This is a genomic window from Loigolactobacillus backii, from assembly GCF_003946275.1.
Lineage (GTDB): Bacteria > Bacillota > Bacilli > Lactobacillales > Lactobacillaceae > Loigolactobacillus > Loigolactobacillus backii.
Genome location: NZ_RHNQ01000032.1, coordinates 1 through 17,056 on the forward strand (window position 1 = coordinate 1; position 17,056 = coordinate 17,056).

Annotated in this window: 8 protein-coding genes, 1 tRNA gene, 2 rRNA genes and 1 other annotated feature; of the genes, 7 read left to right on the top strand and 4 right to left on the bottom strand. The window is 42.5% G+C overall.

The annotated features are described in order from the left end of the window. Positions 1 to 25 precede the first annotated feature (25 nt). The 3 genes from EKM61_RS06995 (at position 26) to EKM61_RS07005 (ending at position 6,394) form a co-directional block, all read left to right on the top strand. A 23S ribosomal RNA gene (locus EKM61_RS06995) occupies positions 26 to 2,951 on the top strand. Between the two features lie 86 nt (positions 2,952 to 3,037). Continuing rightward, positions 3,038 to 3,154: ribosomal RNA gene (gene rrf / locus EKM61_RS07000) — 5S ribosomal RNA — on the top strand. A gap of 525 nt (positions 3,155 to 3,679) precedes the next feature. Beyond that, on the top strand, positions 3,680 to 6,394 hold the full coding sequence (locus tag EKM61_RS07005) for an LPXTG cell wall anchor domain-containing protein (protein ID WP_068226163.1): 2,715 nt from the start codon (positions 3,680 to 3,682) through the stop codon (positions 6,392 to 6,394). A gap of 444 nt (positions 6,395 to 6,838) precedes the next feature. Here EKM61_RS07005 and EKM61_RS07010 read toward each other — a convergent pair whose 3' ends face one another. Next, a complete protein-coding gene (locus tag EKM61_RS07010) occupies positions 6,839 to 7,756 on the bottom strand; it encodes an FAD:protein FMN transferase (protein ID WP_068226164.1) in 918 nt (305 codons plus the stop codon). A gap of 516 nt (positions 7,757 to 8,272) precedes the next feature. Continuing rightward, positions 8,273 to 8,509, bottom strand: coding sequence for a helix-turn-helix domain-containing protein (locus EKM61_RS07015; RefSeq protein WP_068279704.1), 237 nt, complete (start codon positions 8,507 to 8,509; stop codon positions 8,273 to 8,275). Positions 8,510 to 8,710: 201 nt separating this feature from the next. On the opposite strand from EKM61_RS07015, the gene EKM61_RS07020 reads away from it, so the two are divergent. Further along, positions 8,711 to 8,911, top strand: a complete 201-nt coding sequence (locus EKM61_RS07020; protein ID WP_082918562.1) for a helix-turn-helix domain-containing protein — start codon at positions 8,711 to 8,713, stop codon at positions 8,909 to 8,911. A gap of 1,267 nt (positions 8,912 to 10,178) precedes the next feature. Here the strand turns inward: EKM61_RS07020 and EKM61_RS07025 are convergent. Together EKM61_RS07025 and helD are read right to left on the bottom strand one after the other, a co-directional pair. Then, a tRNA-Thr gene (locus tag EKM61_RS07025) sits at positions 10,179 to 10,251 on the bottom strand. Between the two features lie 47 nt (positions 10,252 to 10,298). Then, positions 10,299 to 12,605, bottom strand: coding sequence for an RNA polymerase recycling motor HelD (gene helD / locus EKM61_RS07030; protein WP_068226166.1), 2,307 nt, complete (start codon positions 12,603 to 12,605; stop codon positions 10,299 to 10,301). A gap of 182 nt (positions 12,606 to 12,787) precedes the next feature. Here helD and EKM61_RS07035 point away from each other — a divergent pair, with 182 nt between their 5' ends. From EKM61_RS07035 to EKM61_RS07045, 3 genes are read left to right on the top strand one after another with little or no spacing between them, the layout of a single operon-like run. Beyond that, complete coding sequence (locus EKM61_RS07035) at positions 12,788 to 14,323, top strand: ABC transporter permease/substrate-binding protein (protein WP_068226167.1); 1,536 nt, start codon at positions 12,788 to 12,790, stop codon at positions 14,321 to 14,323. 1 nt (position 14,324) lies between these two features. Then, positions 14,325 to 15,302 carry an ABC transporter ATP-binding protein gene (locus EKM61_RS07040; RefSeq protein ID WP_269465767.1) on the top strand — a complete coding sequence of 326 codons (978 nt, stop codon included), beginning with the start codon at positions 14,325 to 14,327 and terminating at the stop codon, positions 15,300 to 15,302. Between the two features lie 17 nt (positions 15,303 to 15,319). Then, the gene (locus EKM61_RS07045; protein WP_068226168.1) at positions 15,320 to 16,654 is read left to right on the top strand and encodes a dihydrolipoyl dehydrogenase family protein; all 1,335 of its coding nucleotides are present in this window, start codon (positions 15,320 to 15,322) and stop codon (positions 16,652 to 16,654) included. 101 nt (positions 16,655 to 16,755) lie between these two features. Further along, positions 16,756 to 16,969: a binding site (T-box leader), on the top strand. Positions 16,970 to 17,056 lie beyond the last annotated feature (87 nt).

The window sequence follows — 17,056 nt, forward strand, 5'->3', positions numbered from 1 at the left end:
ACCACAATACCGTAGGTATTGAATAGGTTAAGTTAACAAGGGCGCACGGTGGATGCCTTGGCACTAGGAGCCGATGAAGGACGGTACTAACACCGATATGCTTCGGGGAGCTGTACGTAAGCTTTGATCCGGAGATTTCCGAATGGGGGAACCCAGCCAGCTTAGTCGCTGGTTACTAAGTTGTGAATACATAGCAGCTTAGAGGTAAACGTGGGGAACTGAAACATCTCAGTACCCGCAGGAACAGAAAGAAAAATCGATTCCCTAAGTAGCGGCGAGCGAACGGGGAACAGCCCAAACCATTGAGCTTGCTCAGTGGGGTTGTAGGACTGAACATTAGAGTTACCAAAGTTAGTGGTAGTCGAAGCAGTTGGAACGCTGCGTCAAAGAGGGTGAAAATCCCGTAGACTAAACTGCTAACCCTCTGTTCAGGATCCTGAGTACGGCGGAACACGTGAAATTCCGTCGGAATCTGGGAGGACCATCTCCCAAGGCTAAATACTACCTAGTGACCGATAGTGGACCAGTACCGTGAGGGAAAGGTGAAAAGAACCCCGGAAGGGGAGTGAAACAGTTCCTGAAACCGTGTGCCTACAAGTAGTCAGAGTCCGTTAATGGATGATGGCGTGCCTTTTGTAGAATGAACCGGCGAGTTACGTTTGCTTGCGAGGTTAAAGTGAAAAACTGGAGCCGTAGCGAAAGCGAGTCTGAAACGGGCGCTTTAGTAAGTAGACGTAGACCCGAAACCAGGTGACCTACCCATGTCCAGGTTGAAGGTGTGGTAAAACACACTGGAGGACCGAACTCGTGTATGTTGAAAAATGCTGAGATGAGGTGTGGGTAGCGGTGAAATTCCAAACGAACTTGGAGATAGCTGGTTCTCTCCGAAATAGCTTTAGGGCTAGCCTCGGAGTTAAGCATCATGGAGGTAGAGCCACTGTTTGGACTAGGGGCCCGTCTTGGGTTACTGAATTCAGATAAACTCCGAATGCCATTGATGTTCTATCCGGGAGTCAGACTATGAGTGATAAGATCCGTAGTCGAAAGGGAAACAGCCCAGACCACCAGTTAAGGTCCCTAAATTTATGTTAAGTGGAAAAGGATGTGGGGTTGCATAGACAACTAGGATGTTGGCTCAGAAGCAGCCACCATTTAAAGAGTGCGTAATAGCTCACTAGTCGAGTGACCCTGCGCCGAAAATGTACCGGGGCTAAACATAATACCGAAACTGTGGATGATCACGTTAGTGATCGTGGTAGGAGAGCGTTCTAAGGGCGTTGAAGGTCGATCGTAAGGACGACTGGAGCGCTTAGAAGTGAGAATGCCGGTATGAGTAGCGAAAGATCAGTGAGAATCTGATCCACCGAATGACTAAGGTTTCCTGGGGAAGGCTCGTCCTCCCAGGGTTAGTCGGGACCTAAGCTGAGGCCGCGAGGCGTAAGCGATGGATAACAGGTTGAGATTCCTGTACTAGTTTATTTTGTTTGAACGATGGAGGGACGCAGGAGGCTAAGGAATACGCACGATTGGAAATGTGCGTCCAAGCAATAAGTCTTAGTTTGAGTTAAAGGCTTGAACTTTTACGGACAAGTTGTGATGGGGAGTGAAATTTAAGTAACGAAGTTCCTGATGTCACACTGCCAAGAAAAGCTTCTAGTGAGAAATAAACTACCCGTACCGCAAACCGACACAGGTAGTCGAGGAGAGAATCCTCAGGTGAGCGAGAGAACTCTCGTTAAGGAACTCGGCAAAATAACCCCGTAACTTCGGAAGAAGGGGTGCTGATCTAACGATCAGCCGCAGTGAATAGGCCCAGGCGACTGTTTATCAAAAACACAGGTCTCTGCTAAATCGTAAGATGACGTATAGGGGCTGACGCCTGCCCGGTGCTGGAAGGTTAAGTGGATGAGTTAGCGCTTCGGCGCGAAGCCCAGAAATGAAGCCCCAGTAAACGGCGGCCGTAACTATAACGGTCCTAAGGTAGCGAAATTCCTTGTCGGGTAAGTTCCGACCCGCACGAAAGGCGTAACGATCTGGGCACTGTCTCGACGAGAGACTCGGTGAAATTATATTACCCGTGAAGATGCGGGTTACCCGCGACAGGACGGAAAGACCCCATGGAGCTTTACTGTAGCTTGATATTGAGTGTTTGTACAGCTTGTACAGGATAGGTAGGAGCCGTTGAAGCCGGAACGCTAGTTTCGGTGGAGGCATTGGTGGGATACTACCCTTGCTGTATGACCACTCTAACCCGCGCCACTTAGCGTGGCGGGAGACAGTGTCAGGTGGGCAGTTTGACTGGGGCGGTCGCCTCCTAAAGAGTAACGGAGGCGCCCAAAGGTTCCCTCAGAATGGTTGGAAATCATTCATAGCGTGTAAAGGCATAAGGGAGCTTGACTGCGAGACTAACAAGTCGAGCAGGGACGAAAGTCGGGCTTAGTGATCCGGTGGTTCCGTATGGAAGGGCCATCGCTCAACGGATAAAAGCTACCCTGGGGATAACAGGCTTATCTCCCCCAAGAGTCCACATCGACGGGGAGGTTTGGCACCTCGATGTCGGCTCATCGCATCCTGGGGCTGTAGTTGGTCCCAAGGGTTGGGCTGTTCGCCCATTAAAGCGGTACGCGAGCTGGGTTCAGAACGTCGTGAGACAGTTCGGTCCCTATCCGTCGCGGGCGTAGGAAATTTGAGCGGAGCTGTTCCTAGTACGAGAGGACCGGAATGGACATACCGCTGGTGTACCAGTTGTGCCGCCAGGTGCAGCGCTGGGTAGCTATGTATGGCCGGGATAAACGCTGAAAGCATCTAAGTGTGAAGCCCCCCGCAAGATTAGATTTCCCATTCCTTTATGGAAGTAAGACCCCTGAGAGATGATCAGGTAGATAGGTTGGAAGTGGAAGTGCCGTGAGGCATGGAGCGGACCAATACTAATCGGTCGAGGACTTAACCAAGTCGGAAACAATGTTTCCGCGTAGTGTTCAAAGGTCAAAGAAAATAGAAGGTCCAGTTTTGAGAGCACAAAGTTCTCAGATAGTGGTGTGGTGACAATGGCAGGAAGGATACACCTGTTCCCATGTCGAACACAGAAGTTAAGCTTCTTAGCGCCGAGAGTAGTTGGGGGAGCACCCCCTGCGAGGGTAGGACGTTGCCATGCAACTAGTTAAAAAGGAACTGACAAATATGTCAGTTCCTTTTTTTGATTCACTTTTTAATTAAAACACAGTCCCACAAAGAGTACTGTAAAATAATGTCAGTCCGTAAGTACATTTAAAGCATTATAAATACTCAATTAATATCAGTTAAAGTGGAATTAAACGCGTCTTGCTGATGAAAAAAAATGGAGAAATATTTTAGATTATTTTTTAAGTATTTCATTTCATGCATAGTGATGAACAAATGATTAACAAAATTAAGACAATTAAAAGAGTGAAAATAAAATTGATCCAATCCCTAATACGACTGACTTAATTTAGGCCAAATAGATTTAATTCAAAAAAAATTCACAAAAAATTCAAATAACTATTTAAATGTAAACGGTTTAATAATAGAATTACTTTGTTATTTAGTAATATAGTTATTTTTATCACAATGGATTATAGCGACTGTTGTTAAGATGGCTGCCAGTAAGCTTCAAGTTTTGTTTACAGAAAATTGGGAAAATAGATATGGAGGAATATTTATGTCAACAAAAACTAAATTACATAGAACCATCTTAGCGGCAGGAACTATTGCGGCGGCCGGAGGTTTTTTGGCCATCAATACGCAAAATGTTGATGCTGCAAGTTCGGCTTCTGTAGGTAACGAAGAAAATACGCAGACAACAACAAGCACTGACAAAACGCCAACAACGGACGATAAGGCCGCAACGACAACGACCGGAACGGCTGCTACGAGTAATGCAGCTTCAACGGTAAGTAATACTAAGAGTACGGCAAGCTCTGCCGCCACTAGTACAGCGGCAACTACTGTTAAGACACAAACAACTGCCACCAGTGCCGCTGCTACTAAGGCCAACGCAAAGGCAACAGTTACGGACGCTCAGGCCAATGTTTCTGCAGCACAAACTGCTGCCAATACTGCGCAAACAACTCAAACTAATGCAGAACAGTCTGTTAGTGACGCTAGTAAGGCTGATACTGCGGCCGTAGCTAATAAGGCTGCTGCCACTGATGATGCAATCAGTGCAGCAAAAGCCAAAGTTGAAAACGATCAAACCGCAGTAAATGATGCTCAAACAAACGTTAATACAACCCAAACGGCTGCTGATGCGGCTAATACCGCTGCAACAACGGCACAAAAAAATGTTGATACTGCAAAAGCTGATGTTAACACTGATCAGCAGGCACTTGCTGATTTAACTCAGGCTAAACTACAGGCAAAAATTACTGATGATCAAGGTGCTGTCGATGCTGCCAGTAGTGCAACCCAGGCTGCACTAGCAGATAAACAACAGACCGAAGCGGCAACTACTGCTGCTCAGAACAACGTTGATACTGCAACAAAGGCTAATAATGTAGCACAAAGTGATTTGACAGATGCTAATGCTAAAGTTAGTGCTACTCAGGCAACTGTTGACGCGGCACAAACGACCGCTGATGCTTTAGAGCCGGCAGCAATTCAATCAAGTATTGATAAAATCACTGCAAAAATTACTGACGATAAAGATGCTGTCGATGCTGCTAGTAGTGCAACTCAGGCTGCATTAGCAGATAAGCAAGTGACTGAAAAGGCAACTACGGCTGCACAAGATGCCGTCAAGACCGCCACGGATACCTATAATAACGCGCAGAGTGCAGCAACTACTGCTAACGCTGCCGTTACTGCAGCAAAGACAGACGCCGCAACTAAGCAACAGGCCGTTGATAGTTTAACCAAAATTCAATCAACTATCGATGCCACTAAGGCACAAATTACGGATGATCAGGCTGCCGTTGATGCCGCTAGTAGCGCCACACAAGCGGCTTTGGCGGATAAGCAGGACGCCGAGAAGGTTACCACTGCCGCCCAGGCTGACTTGGATGCAGCAACAAAAGAAAATAATGCCGCTGCTATCACTAAGGCCCAGGCCGCTTTAGATACTGCCACGGCCGCTGAAAATGCTAAGCAAACAGTCTTAACTGCTGCCGAGGCTACGCAAACGGACGCTAAGGATAAGCTGGCCGCGGATACTGATAGTCTGACCGCCTTACAGACGCAACAAGCTGCTCAGGCCGATCAATTAAAGGCGGCCCAAGCGGCATTGGTTGACGCTAACAATGTTTTGACAACAACCCAAGCAGCAGCAAGTGAAAAACAAGCTGCTTCTGATCAGGCCAAGACTGCCTTGACTGCTGCGCAAAATAAATTAACTACGGCTCAGGCTGATGAAGACGCAAAACAAGCGGTATTGACTGCTGCTGAAAATGTTCAGACGGACGCTAAGAACCAATTAGCTACTGATCAAGCAACGTTGACTAATTTAGAAACGCAACAAAATGATCCTGCCGCATTACCTGCCGCACAGAAAGTATTAGCTACTGCAAAGGTTAACTTATCTGCCGCACAGGCTGTTGCTACGGCTAAAAAGGCCACTGCGGATAAAACGAGTGCTACATTGGCTACCGCTCAGACTGCCTTAACTGCTGCCACGGCTGATGAAAACGCAAAACAAGCAGTTTTAACGGCTGCTGAAGATGCACAAACGGCTGCCAAGGCTACATTGGCTACTGATCAGGCTGCTTTACAAACTTATCAAGCTGATTTGGCCGATCTACCTGCTGCCGTTGCTAAGGCACAAACGGCCTTGGATGCTGCAAATGCAGTATTGACTAAGGCCCAAACAACTTTGGCTACTAAACAAGCTGCCTTAGATAGTGCAAACACAGCCTTGACTACAGCAAAGAATGTCTTGGCCGAAGCTAAGGCTACATTGGCATCTGACACTACTAAGCTAAACGCGTTGACAAACGCAGATGAAAATTTGGCGGCGGCAAATAAGGCATTGCTACAAGCGCAAACTGATTTAGCCGAGGCCAATGCCGGAGTTACTACAACTCAAAAGGCCTTAGCCACTGCTATTCAAGTTTTGGCTGATGCTCAGGCTAAATTAGCGGATGCAACTAATGCAAACAACGCTGCGCAGGCAGCAGTAACCAAACAAAAGGCGCAAAGTAAAAAAGCGGCTACTGCTAAAGTGTTTAATACAGCATTGGATGCTGCCGATAAAGCAACTGTTGGGGCAGTTCAACTGAAAAACACTAACTCTTATAAAGGAAATGCCAACTTATCACAGGCCAAGGCTACTGCATTGCCACAAACTGGTAATGACACGCAACAAGCAGGTATTTTAGCCATGTTAGGTGCATTATTATTAGGCGGTTCTCTATTCGGTTTCAAGAAGAGAGAGCGCGATTAGATATAGAAATTGCGAATAAACCTTCTTGATATGGTGATTAAAGTGTAACTTTATTGGTTTTAAGTGCGCCACAATTATTAGACAAACGAGTCTAGTAATTGTGGCGCCTTTTGTGATCTGATACTAGCGGCCGGGACAAAAAGTCCTACCATTTATTATTTCCGAACGTTACTCTAGAACATGCGCCAAAACCGACTTTTATCCCACTTCGTTTTTCTAACAATTCTTGCAGTAACAAACTAATGTTTTTGTTCAATCAAAAATATCCCTTAACTAGATTTTGAGACAATAAAATCTAGTTAAGAGATATTTAGTGAAGATAGAAGTTAATTTACCGTCCGAATTTATTGAAATAACGGCCCTTTTTATTTTGAACGTAGAAATTTAATCTTATGTTCAAACGATATCGATTGAAAAATAAAAAAATTATATGTTAGCTAACCTTTATTCAAGCCCTGCTGAAATAAACACTTTACCGGCCTGATCGATAACGATGCCTTCAATATTAGGTGTTTGATTGATGGTTGCAATACTAATTTCTGAGGGCTGACCAAATAAGCGCGTCGTCCATAGCTCACAATCTAGTGATTTATCAGCAATAATCGTTAAACTGGCTAGGTCAGTGACAACAGGGTAGCCAGTTCGGGCATCTAAAATATGGTGATATTTTTTACCATTGACGACCAACTGCCGCTCGTAAATTCCAGAGGTAACCACAGATTGATCCCGAATCTGTAGAACTTTCTTGTAATGGCCTCTGGATTTAGCCGGATCCTGGATGCCGATTCGCCAAAAATGGTCGGCGTGTGTCGGCATCGGACCCATAGTTAAAACATTACCACCTAGGTTGATCATTGCTGAAGTTACGTCAATTTGCTTTAAGTAGGCGACTAACATGTCAGCAATATAGCCCTTTGCCAGTGAACCTAAGTCAATCGCCATTCCTGGTTTTTTCAAAAAAACCGAGTGGGCGATACCATCAAGTACAATATCTAATGGATTTGTTTTGTTTAACGCAGTAACTATTTCTTCAGGAGTTGGTAACTTGGCGTCTGTGAAACCAATCCGCCAGGTTTGTACCAAAGGGCCAATCGCAATATTTAGCCGACTTTGGGGGACAAGACTATAATGTAGTCCAAATTCGATTAGTTTATATAGCTCCGGGTTAACTACTACCGGTTCGATCCCCGCCTGCTTAGTAATCGCCATCAATTCCGAACTGGGATCGTTGGCACTAAAGCGATGATCATAAATCTTTAAGCGATTAACTAATTCATCCAGAATTGGCTCCGGTGATTTTGCTTCGATTTGTAAGGTGATTATTGTGCCCATTAAATGTACCTGTCTAGTTGATTGTCCCATAATTCTGGCTCCCTTGTTTAATTATTGTTGCCGTATCACAATACACACCAACAATAATGACTAATTACATAAAAATTATGTAACAAAATGATTTGGCATTAGGGTATCGGATATAGAGTACACTTTTGAAAGCGCTACGACATCAACTCAAATTTAACACCAATGCTTTGGTTAAACAAGTACGGGTTTAGGTTTATACTTTCTTGTTTTAGAGGTCTGTAAGTAAGTCCAAATCTTGAATTGATATCTCAATGAATTATTGGCGTTTAAAAGATGTATGCGTTAAGTGAATTAATCATAATCGCCAATTAAATAGTTAAAATAAAATTTAACTATTTAATCTAATATATACATTTCTGAAAAATTGTGTATAATGGTCTTGTTAGTAAAAATCTCCTCCTAAAAGATTTTTATTGGCAATAATAATGACTCTGTAGGACTACCCCTAAAAAGACCTACAGAAAAGCGGCCGCAACAAAACTAAATGTTTTGTTGCGGCCGCTTTATTTTTAGAAATTATTTTTTTATGCTTTTCAGAATTAAGTGTTTAATGTAACTTTCGTTTAGGTCAAAGTAGTCGATTAGTGCAAATAAAATTTCAATTTTAAGCCTTGTTTGGCCTTTTTCATACGTAGAAAGAGCTGATTTGGAAACTTCTAACTTATATTTAGCATTTAATTCTTCGGCGAAACTACGAAAAGATAAATTATGGTTTAAACGTTCCGTCCGTAAAATTTTACGTAACTCATCCAATAAATTTAACCTCCTGTAATATATAACTTTATTATAACTTATTAAAGATTACTTTAATTACTTTTTTGAATATTTTATAAACTTTTCTTTAATGAATTAAATTTGCTCATTTATTAATAAAGTATTGTAAGTCATTCTATTAGTGAGTTAAACTTATATTGTCCTATAAGTGGGACTGGGTAGATAAAGGGGGAGTTGGGCATGATGTCAGCTGAAAAGCGAAATAAACTGGCAGGTTATTTGCGGGAGTACGCAATTACTCAGCGACAGGTCGCAAAAATAATCGGGAAATCATATGTTGCTACTTCAAATAAAATTAATAATAAGACCGATTTTACGCGTAGTGAAATTCGGATTTTACATGACGCGCTACATATTCCAATTTCGGTCTTCTTTGATTAATGGGGGCGTTAGTTAGTAGATTAGGGAGTACCTAAAAGGCGCCCAGGCCGTGTTTGACCCAGTTATTGAATAGGTTGTTCGGCGGGGTTGGTTGCTGATCGTGGTTAAACATACAAATTCGCGACTTAGATTTGTTGGCTTTCAGTCAATGCGCGTAATAACATTATTTATGGCTACACTTATAAAAAACAAAAAATACCTAGTTTAGAGATTTCATAATCTGATCTGACTAAAAGAAAGAAGCTTGTCTTTTGGTCAGATCAGATTATGAACATTAACTTTCAATTGTTAATGTTTCCCATCTTTACGCTAAGTATTTTGTGTACTGTTTAATTAATTATTCATATTTCGGCTGCTACTAACGGATTCAGTTGTGGAACTTGAGTTACTAGTAACACTGGAAGAACCTTGTTCTTGCATAGCATTACTATTAGTTGATTCTGGTTCGCTACTTTTGGTGGCACTAGAAGCAGGTACATTGTTTTGTTGTGACGCATTCGTTGTTGAATGGTTAGAACTGGTTATTGAACGACTATTATTATTTTGATCATGTTGTGGTGTACTTGTACTAGCCTGCGGTGTTTCGTGGCTAGTAGTCGTGTTATCAGTGGGCTCACTTGTATTATTTACAGTGGTGCTAGCAACATTATTATCCGGTTCACTATTACTATAATAAGTAGTGGAAGCAGAAGTAGCAGTGGTTTCAGAAGTATCCGTGGTCGCTGTTTGCGAAGAAGTTTTTTTGCTTTCTTTGTTTTCTTTTTGCGGCTGTGGTGCTTTTTAGTTTTGGTCATCTTTGGTGTGGACTGACTAACCGACTGCGCTGGTTCATTTTGAATAGTGGAGCGTTGCCAAGCATATACGAGTGCAGCGCCAAAGATAAGGATGATTGCTGCGACGATTAGAACAATGATTTTCGTCCTGCCTATTTTACGGTGTCTTATGCGCCGACTGTGGCGACCTCTTTTCATACAATTTCCCCCTGACCATTACTGTGCTACCAAATACTTTTTAGCTAATTTAAAGTACGTTTAAAAAACACTTTTACTGGAGTCTTTGCAAGTACATTTACGCTAAATTAGTCAGAAAATGCTAATAAAAGTGATTTCTAAACACTTCTTAGTAGATAAAGCTGCCAAAGATTTCCTGTTCTTTATCACCACTCATTTGCAAGGAAAAAGCCCACAACTACCAACGTTGTGGGCTTTTTTGATTCAAGATAGCAGCGCTACTAACGTGAGATAAAAAACGATCTCACTTTTATTAGAGCAGCTTGTCAGATTTGAACTGACGACCTCATCCTTACCATGGATGCGCTCTACCGGCTGAGCTAAAGCTGCAAAACTATTTTAATACTTAAATAGTATAGCGTAGCCGTAATTTAAGGTCAAGCCTTCGGTGATTTTTCCAATTGATCAAATCCGTGACTAGTAAATAATTTAGCATCTAATTGTTTAATTAAGGGGCTCGCTTCTTTAATGGCAATCAAAACGAGTTCGTGCATTGCCCGGGAACAGATTGTGTAGAGAATATCGCGGTCAATTTCAGTTTTAAAAGTTGGCGCGGAAACATCGTACGCAATGACGGCATCAAACTCTAGGCCCTTAGCTAAATAAATAGGAAGAATCAAAATTCCCTTAGGTAACGCACGATCAGCGTCTGTAATTAAAGTTGTTGGGGTATCCACTTTTAAACGAGCGTAAAGTCGTTCACTAGTTGGTAGGTCTTTGGTTAAAATAGCAACTGTGTCGTGTTGCGTCAATAGGCGACTCGTTTGTTGAGTTAGTGTACTGCGTCCCTCATTTTGATCAGCGGCTAGGATCAATTCTGGTTTATTGCCCGCGCGAGTGAAGGCCTGGATATCCTTACTATTAGGTAATAGTGCCGTCGCAAAAGTAGTAATTGGGTAAGTTGAGCGGTAACTTTTATTTAAAGTGATTAAGTTAATACTCTTTGTTTTAAAAACGTGACTTAATTCAATAGCGAAATCATTAGTTTGATAATGTGTCGCGAAAAGATCCTGTGCCCGATCACCTAAGAGCGTTAGTTTACACCGCGGGAAGGCATGCTTAATGTAAATTAGTTGTGCGATACTGTAATCCTGCATTTCATCAATGAAAAGGTATTGGATAGCGTGATTTTGACCACTGCCGGTTAGGCGATCGCGTAAATAAAGTAAAGGTGCCGCATCTTCCAGGCGTAAGTCATGGCGTTCTAACTGGTCCTGATAGGCCGCAATCATCGCTTTCCAGGCGGTAGGGGTTACGGATTTGGGCCTACTACTTTGCATGAAGTCCGCGTATTGTTCGTAAAGATCAATGAAGTAATCATTGTAAATAGCATTATAAACGATGGCCAGACGTTTTTTAACCAAGGCCTCAGCAATGAACTGGGCCTCATCTTCACCTGGTTTAAAATGGTGATCGGCCGTTATGTCGTGGTACTGTTCATCACTTAAAACGTCCACTTCTTCTAAAACCCAGTCCGCTCTTGCCTCTTCTTTAATCCGTTTTTTAAGTCGCTTGATAAGTGTATTTTTTGTGGTCAAGAATTTATCGGCGGCGAGCATTCGTTGGGGCAAGTTTTCATAAATTTGTTCAATTTCAGTTTTTGTAAAAAAAGGTCGGCCTTCAAAATAAATCGGATTAAACGCTAGCTGTTCTGGCTGAGTTTCTTTTAAATAGTGTTTAATTTGGGTCATGTAGGCCGCACTATCTTTGTAGCGCCGAATTTCACTGGCCATCTTTGGTAAACTACGCTGATCCTGCTCAAAACGTTCAAACAATGATTGTACGTGAAGTCCAGAAAAACGGGCGCTAAAAAATTCTGCCAAGGTAACTTGGCGCATATTTTTTTCACCCAAACTGGGTAATACATCAGAAATATAGTGGCTGAATAGACGATTAGGTGAAAAAAGGATCATTTGATCAGAGTTTAAAGATTCACGGCTATGGTAGAGTAAAAAGGCGATTCGTTGCAAGATTGCGGATGTTTTTCCGGAACCAGCAACACCTTGAACGATTAGAATATCGTGTTTAGTGTCGCGAATAATATCATTTTGCTCTTGTTGGATTGTGGCAACAATATTACGCATATATTCATCATTATCTTCACCTAAAACATGCTGCAACATACTATCGCCGACGGTTTCATTTGTATCAAAGATTGTCTCGATCTTTCCGTCTTTGATTAAAAATTGGCGTTTTTTAAGGAGTTCAGCTTTGGCATCGCCCATGGGTGTTTCGTAGCTGACGGAACCCAAGGTACCATTGTAATAAATACCCGAGATTGGTGCTCGCCAGTCATAAACAAGAAAGTTTTGTTGTTCATCAATAAATGAAGCCGTTCCAATATAGAGAGTTTCTTTTTCGCGATCTTCTTCAATGTCAATCCGCCCAAAATAGGGGGACTGTTGAAGATCTTTTAGTTGACCCATCTGACTTTTTACGATTGATTCATTTTCGACCGTACGGGCAACTAATTGCTTTTGTTGTTGAACGGCGGCATTTGTTTCGATTCGGTCATCGGCTTCAGCAATATTAACCCGCGTGTTGTCGCCGTAGTTTTGCTCGATCAAGGTTGTTTCACGATGTGCTTTGTCGAGTAGTTCTTGCTGGCTTAATAAACGCTGCTTGATCTGTTGGATCACGTGACTAACCCGTGCTTGCTCTGCTGTTTTGGTTTTAGTATCCAAGTAAAAAGCCTCCAATCGTTAGAAATTTGCTTAAGTCATTCTAGGTCTTTTTTATCCTTTCGTCTAGTAATTAGTTACAAAAACAGCTAATAAAATAGACGTGCAATTGTGGGGGCTTTTTTAAGCAGACGTGGTAAACTTTAAACGTTAATTAAAAATAATAAAAAAGTAGGTTAGTTAATTTGCAAGCACTGATTAATACATTCATGGAACGGCGTGGCGACCTGTATCAGGCCTTAGGTCAACACATCACGATTTCACTCGTTTCACTTCTAATTGCGATGTTCATCGCAATTCCATTAGCCATTTGGGTTGTTAAATATAAGCGCTTGGCCGAAGTTTTACTTCAGGTGACCAGTGTCTTACAGACAATTCCTTCGCTGGCCTTATTAGGTCTCCTGATCCCGTTAGTCGGGATTGGCACAACGCCAGCAATCATTGCGTTAGTTGTTTATGCGCTGCTGCCAATTTTTCAGAATACATATATCGGAATTAGTGAGATTGATCCCTCACTGGAGGAGGCCGCCGATGCATTCGGGATGAGCCGAATGCGCAAGTTGTTCAAGGTTGAATTGCCAATTGCAATGCCAGTCATTATTTCCGGGGTGCGAACGGCCTTAGTACTGATTATTGGGACGGCCACGTTGGCTGCCTTGATCGGTGCCGGGGGTTTGGGTAGCTTTATTTTACTAGGGATTGACCGTAACAATGTCTCATTAATTTTGCTTGGTGCTATCAGCTCGGCCCTATTGGCAATTATTTTTAGTACGCTAATTCGATTAAGTCAGCGTGCAAAGCCGCGGCAGCTTCTAATTGGATTTATCATCTTATTAGTTGGTTTTGCCGGCTATGGTGTCTATCATAAAGTTAACGCCCCAAAAGATACAATTGTTATTGCGGGTAAACTTGGTTCTGAACCGGATGTTTTGATTAATATGTACAAAGATTTGATTGAACAAAATGAACCGCGAGTTAAGGTAGCTTTAAAACCGAATTTTGGTAAAACAAGCTTTTTATTCAGCGCTTTGAAAAATGAAGATGTGGATATTTACCCGGAATTTTCCGGGACTGTTTTGGAGAGTTTGGTAAAAGTTCCGAAGGCCCAAGTTGGTCAAAAACGAACGCCGCAGCAAACTTATCAGTTAGCTAAGAAATTGTTGAAGCAGCAAGATGATCTGACTTACCTCAAACCAATGGCTTACAACAATACTTATACCTTGGCGGTTAAGAAACAGTTTGCGCAAAAAAACGATTTAAAGACAATTACGGACTTAACTAAGATTCAATCTAGCGTAACGGCCGGTTTTGATCTGGAGTTTATTGATCGTAATGATGGCTATCGTGGTCTACAAAAGACTTATGGGCTGAACGTTAAGGTGAAGTCGATGGAGCCTAAGCTGCGTTATTCAGCAATTAATAACCAGGACGTTAACTTAGTTGATGGTTATTCGACTGATAGTGAATTGCGACAGTATAACTTAGTGACGTTGAAGGATAACAAGCATTTATTCCCCGTGTATCAAGGGGCGCCATTAATTAATAAGAAAGTAGCGGATAAATATCCACGAATAAAAGCTAGTCTTAATCAGCTGGCTGGTCGAATCACTGAAAAGCAAATGAGTGAGATGAATTACGAAGTTAACGTCAAGAAAGAATCACCAGCCAAAGTTGCGAAGACATACCTTAAAGCGCAACATCTGTGGAAGGAGGCTAAGTAAAATGGCGTTGACGGCGAAATCGGGACAACCAATGATTAGTTTACAACACATCCAAAAAAAATTTGACGGCAAAACAGTTATTAATGATTTGAACTTACAAATTAAGCAAGGTGAATTCTTTGTTTTAGTTGGGACTTCAGGTAGTGGGAAAACAACCACCTTGAAAATGATTAATCGACTAGAAGAGCAAGATGACGGGGATATCCTAATTGAAAGCAAGAAGGTAAAAGATTTTGATTTACAGGATCTTCGTTGGAATATGGGCTATGTACTTCAGCAAATTGCGCTGTTTCCGACGATGACCGTTGCCCAAAATATTGGCCTAATTCCTGAAATGAAGGGTTGGAACAAACAGAAGGTAGCGGCAACGGTTGATCGCTTGTTGACCGAGGTTGGGCTTGATCCTGAAACCTATCGTAGTCGGATGCCCAGCGAACTCTCTGGTGGAGAGCAACAGCGAATTGGTATTTGTCGAGCGATTGCATCCGAACCGCCCGTTGTTTTGATGGATGAACCATTTTCGGCCTTGGATCCAATTTCTCGTAATCAGCTACAAGATTTGGTTTTGATGTTACACCAGCGCTTACACGATACTGTCGTTTTTGTCACGCATGATATGAATGAGGCTCTGAAATTAGGCGATCGAATTGCGGTGATGAGTAAGGGTGAGATCTTACAAGTAGACACACCGGCCAAAATTGCGCAGAATCCGGCAAATGAATTTGTTAAGGAGTTCTTTGCGCATAGTAATACCGAACTTAATTTGTTTGAAACGCCGCTAACTGAATTAGTCAAGCTTGGCTTCTACCAAAAATCAAGTGCGAGTGAGCAGTTGGCCACGTTTGATCAAGCAACACCATTAACAGCAGTTATGGATCAATTAAGTCGCGAAAAGGCAATTTCGATTACCCAGAACAATCGTGCAATTGGTACCTTAACTGCGCAGAACATTGTTGCGTTCCTGAAGAATAGTTGCTAAGTGAAAGGATGTTAGTGATGGAAAAATTTGACGAAATTATTATTGGTGCTGGGCCAGCGGGGTTAGCGATGGCGTACCCCTTAGCAGCCGCAAAACGAAAGGTTGCTGTTGTTGAAGCGGATTTATGGGGCGGTACATGTCCGAATCGCGGCTGTGATCCCAAAAAGGTTTTATTGGCAGCAGTTGAGGCTCAGGATCAAGTTCGTAATTTGCAGAAGGTTGGTGTTTTAACCCAGCCTGCCAAGATTGATTGGTCCAAGTTGATGGCTTTCAAGAAAACCTTCACTGATCCAGTATCAACAAGTAGCGAAAAGGGCCTAGCTTCCAGTGGAATTACAACTTTGACTGGTGCGGCCAAATTTATTGATGAACAAACGATTGAAGTTGCTGGAACAACTTATCAAGCCGAGCATTACATTATTGCAACTGGAGCGCGGCCAGCGATTCCAAATATTTCAGGTAAAGAACACTTTCAGGACAGTACTGATTTTATGGCCTTGCCAGAAATGCCCCGGGTTGTTACCTTTGTGGGTGGTGGCTACGAAGCCTTTGAATTTGCAGCAATGGCCAACGCTGCCGGTGCCGAGACACACGTTATTCAACATAACGATCGACCGTTGAAGGCGTATGATCATGAATTAGTTGATCAGTTAGTTGAACAATTACAGGCTAAGGGTGTGCAGTTTCACTTTAACGTTTCCTTACAAGCAATTGAAACTGCCGGTGATCAGCTGATCTTAAATGCACCTGATTTTCGTTTAGTAACCAACGCTGTCTTTGCGACAACTGGCCGTGTACCGAATGTTGAGGCATTAGATTTGGCAGCCGCAGGTATCGAAGTTGCTCATGGCGGCATTCAGTGTGATGATCACTTGCAGACGACTAACCCAAGAGTTTTTGTTGCTGGTGATATTATTGCGCGGCAAGAACCAAAAGAGACGCCAGTCGCATCGTTTGAAGGCAGTTACTTAGTTGATTATTTAACAGGTAAAACGCAAGCCTCAATTGATTACCCAGCCATTCCAACAACGGTTTATTCTAGCCCTAAACTAGCACAAGTTGGCGTTACAACGGCCAAGGCCCAAGCTGATTCCGAGCATTACGCTATAAAAACAATTGACACGACTAACTGGCTCACGTACCGACGACTTAATGAACCAGTGGCCGTAGTGAAAATTGTGACTGATAAAAAGACTGGTTTATTGGTTGGTGCAACATGTTTGAATAGTTTGGCCGATGAACTGATTAACTACTTTACACTGTTGATCAATCAAAAAGTATCCGCCGACACAGTTGCTAAATCCATTTATTCTTACCCAACTCCAGCTAGTGATTTGAATTATTTTTATTAGAGCATGAAAAAAGTGCATTAGTTTTTTAGGCTAATCATCTGCGGTTAAACACTTTTTCACGTTAGCATTTTGACATTTAGCGGGCTAAACGGTAAGATTAAAACAATGCAATGAGAAGGATAAGTACCCGTTAATTTGGCTATAGCGAATCACTGGTTGGTGAAAAGTGATCAAGAATTAGCGGTGAATGGCCCTTTGAGTCGCTGCGTGAATTAAAAGTAGCGTGGCGGGTAGCCGTGCCTTAAACGTGAGTGGTGCTGGATAAAAGCCAGCACAATTTAGGTGGTACCACGATTGTTAACAAGCGTCCTATGAGCAGAAATGCTGATGGGACGCTATTTTTTTGAGAATTGTGGGCTGGATTTAAGCTGAAAAGTTAACGTTGTTTTTTGAAGTAGATTC

What these genes read in the sequence shown, in the direction of transcription:
- EKM61_RS07040 (WP_269465767.1), top strand. Translation starts at nt 14,325, where the DNA reads ATGGCGTTGACGGCGAAATCGGGACAACCAATGATTAGTTTACAACAC.
- EKM61_RS07045 (WP_068226168.1), top strand. Translation starts at nt 15,320, where the DNA reads ATGGAAAAATTTGACGAAATTATTATTGGTGCTGGGCCAGCGGGGTTA.
- EKM61_RS07020 (WP_082918562.1), top strand. Translation starts at nt 8,711, where the DNA reads ATGATGTCAGCTGAAAAGCGAAATAAACTGGCAGGTTATTTGCGGGAG.
- EKM61_RS07005 (WP_068226163.1), top strand. Translation starts at nt 3,680, where the DNA reads ATGTCAACAAAAACTAAATTACATAGAACCATCTTAGCGGCAGGAACT.
- EKM61_RS07010 (WP_068226164.1), bottom strand. Translation starts at nt 7,756, where the DNA reads ATGGGACAATCAACTAGACAGGTACATTTAATGGGCACAATAATCACC.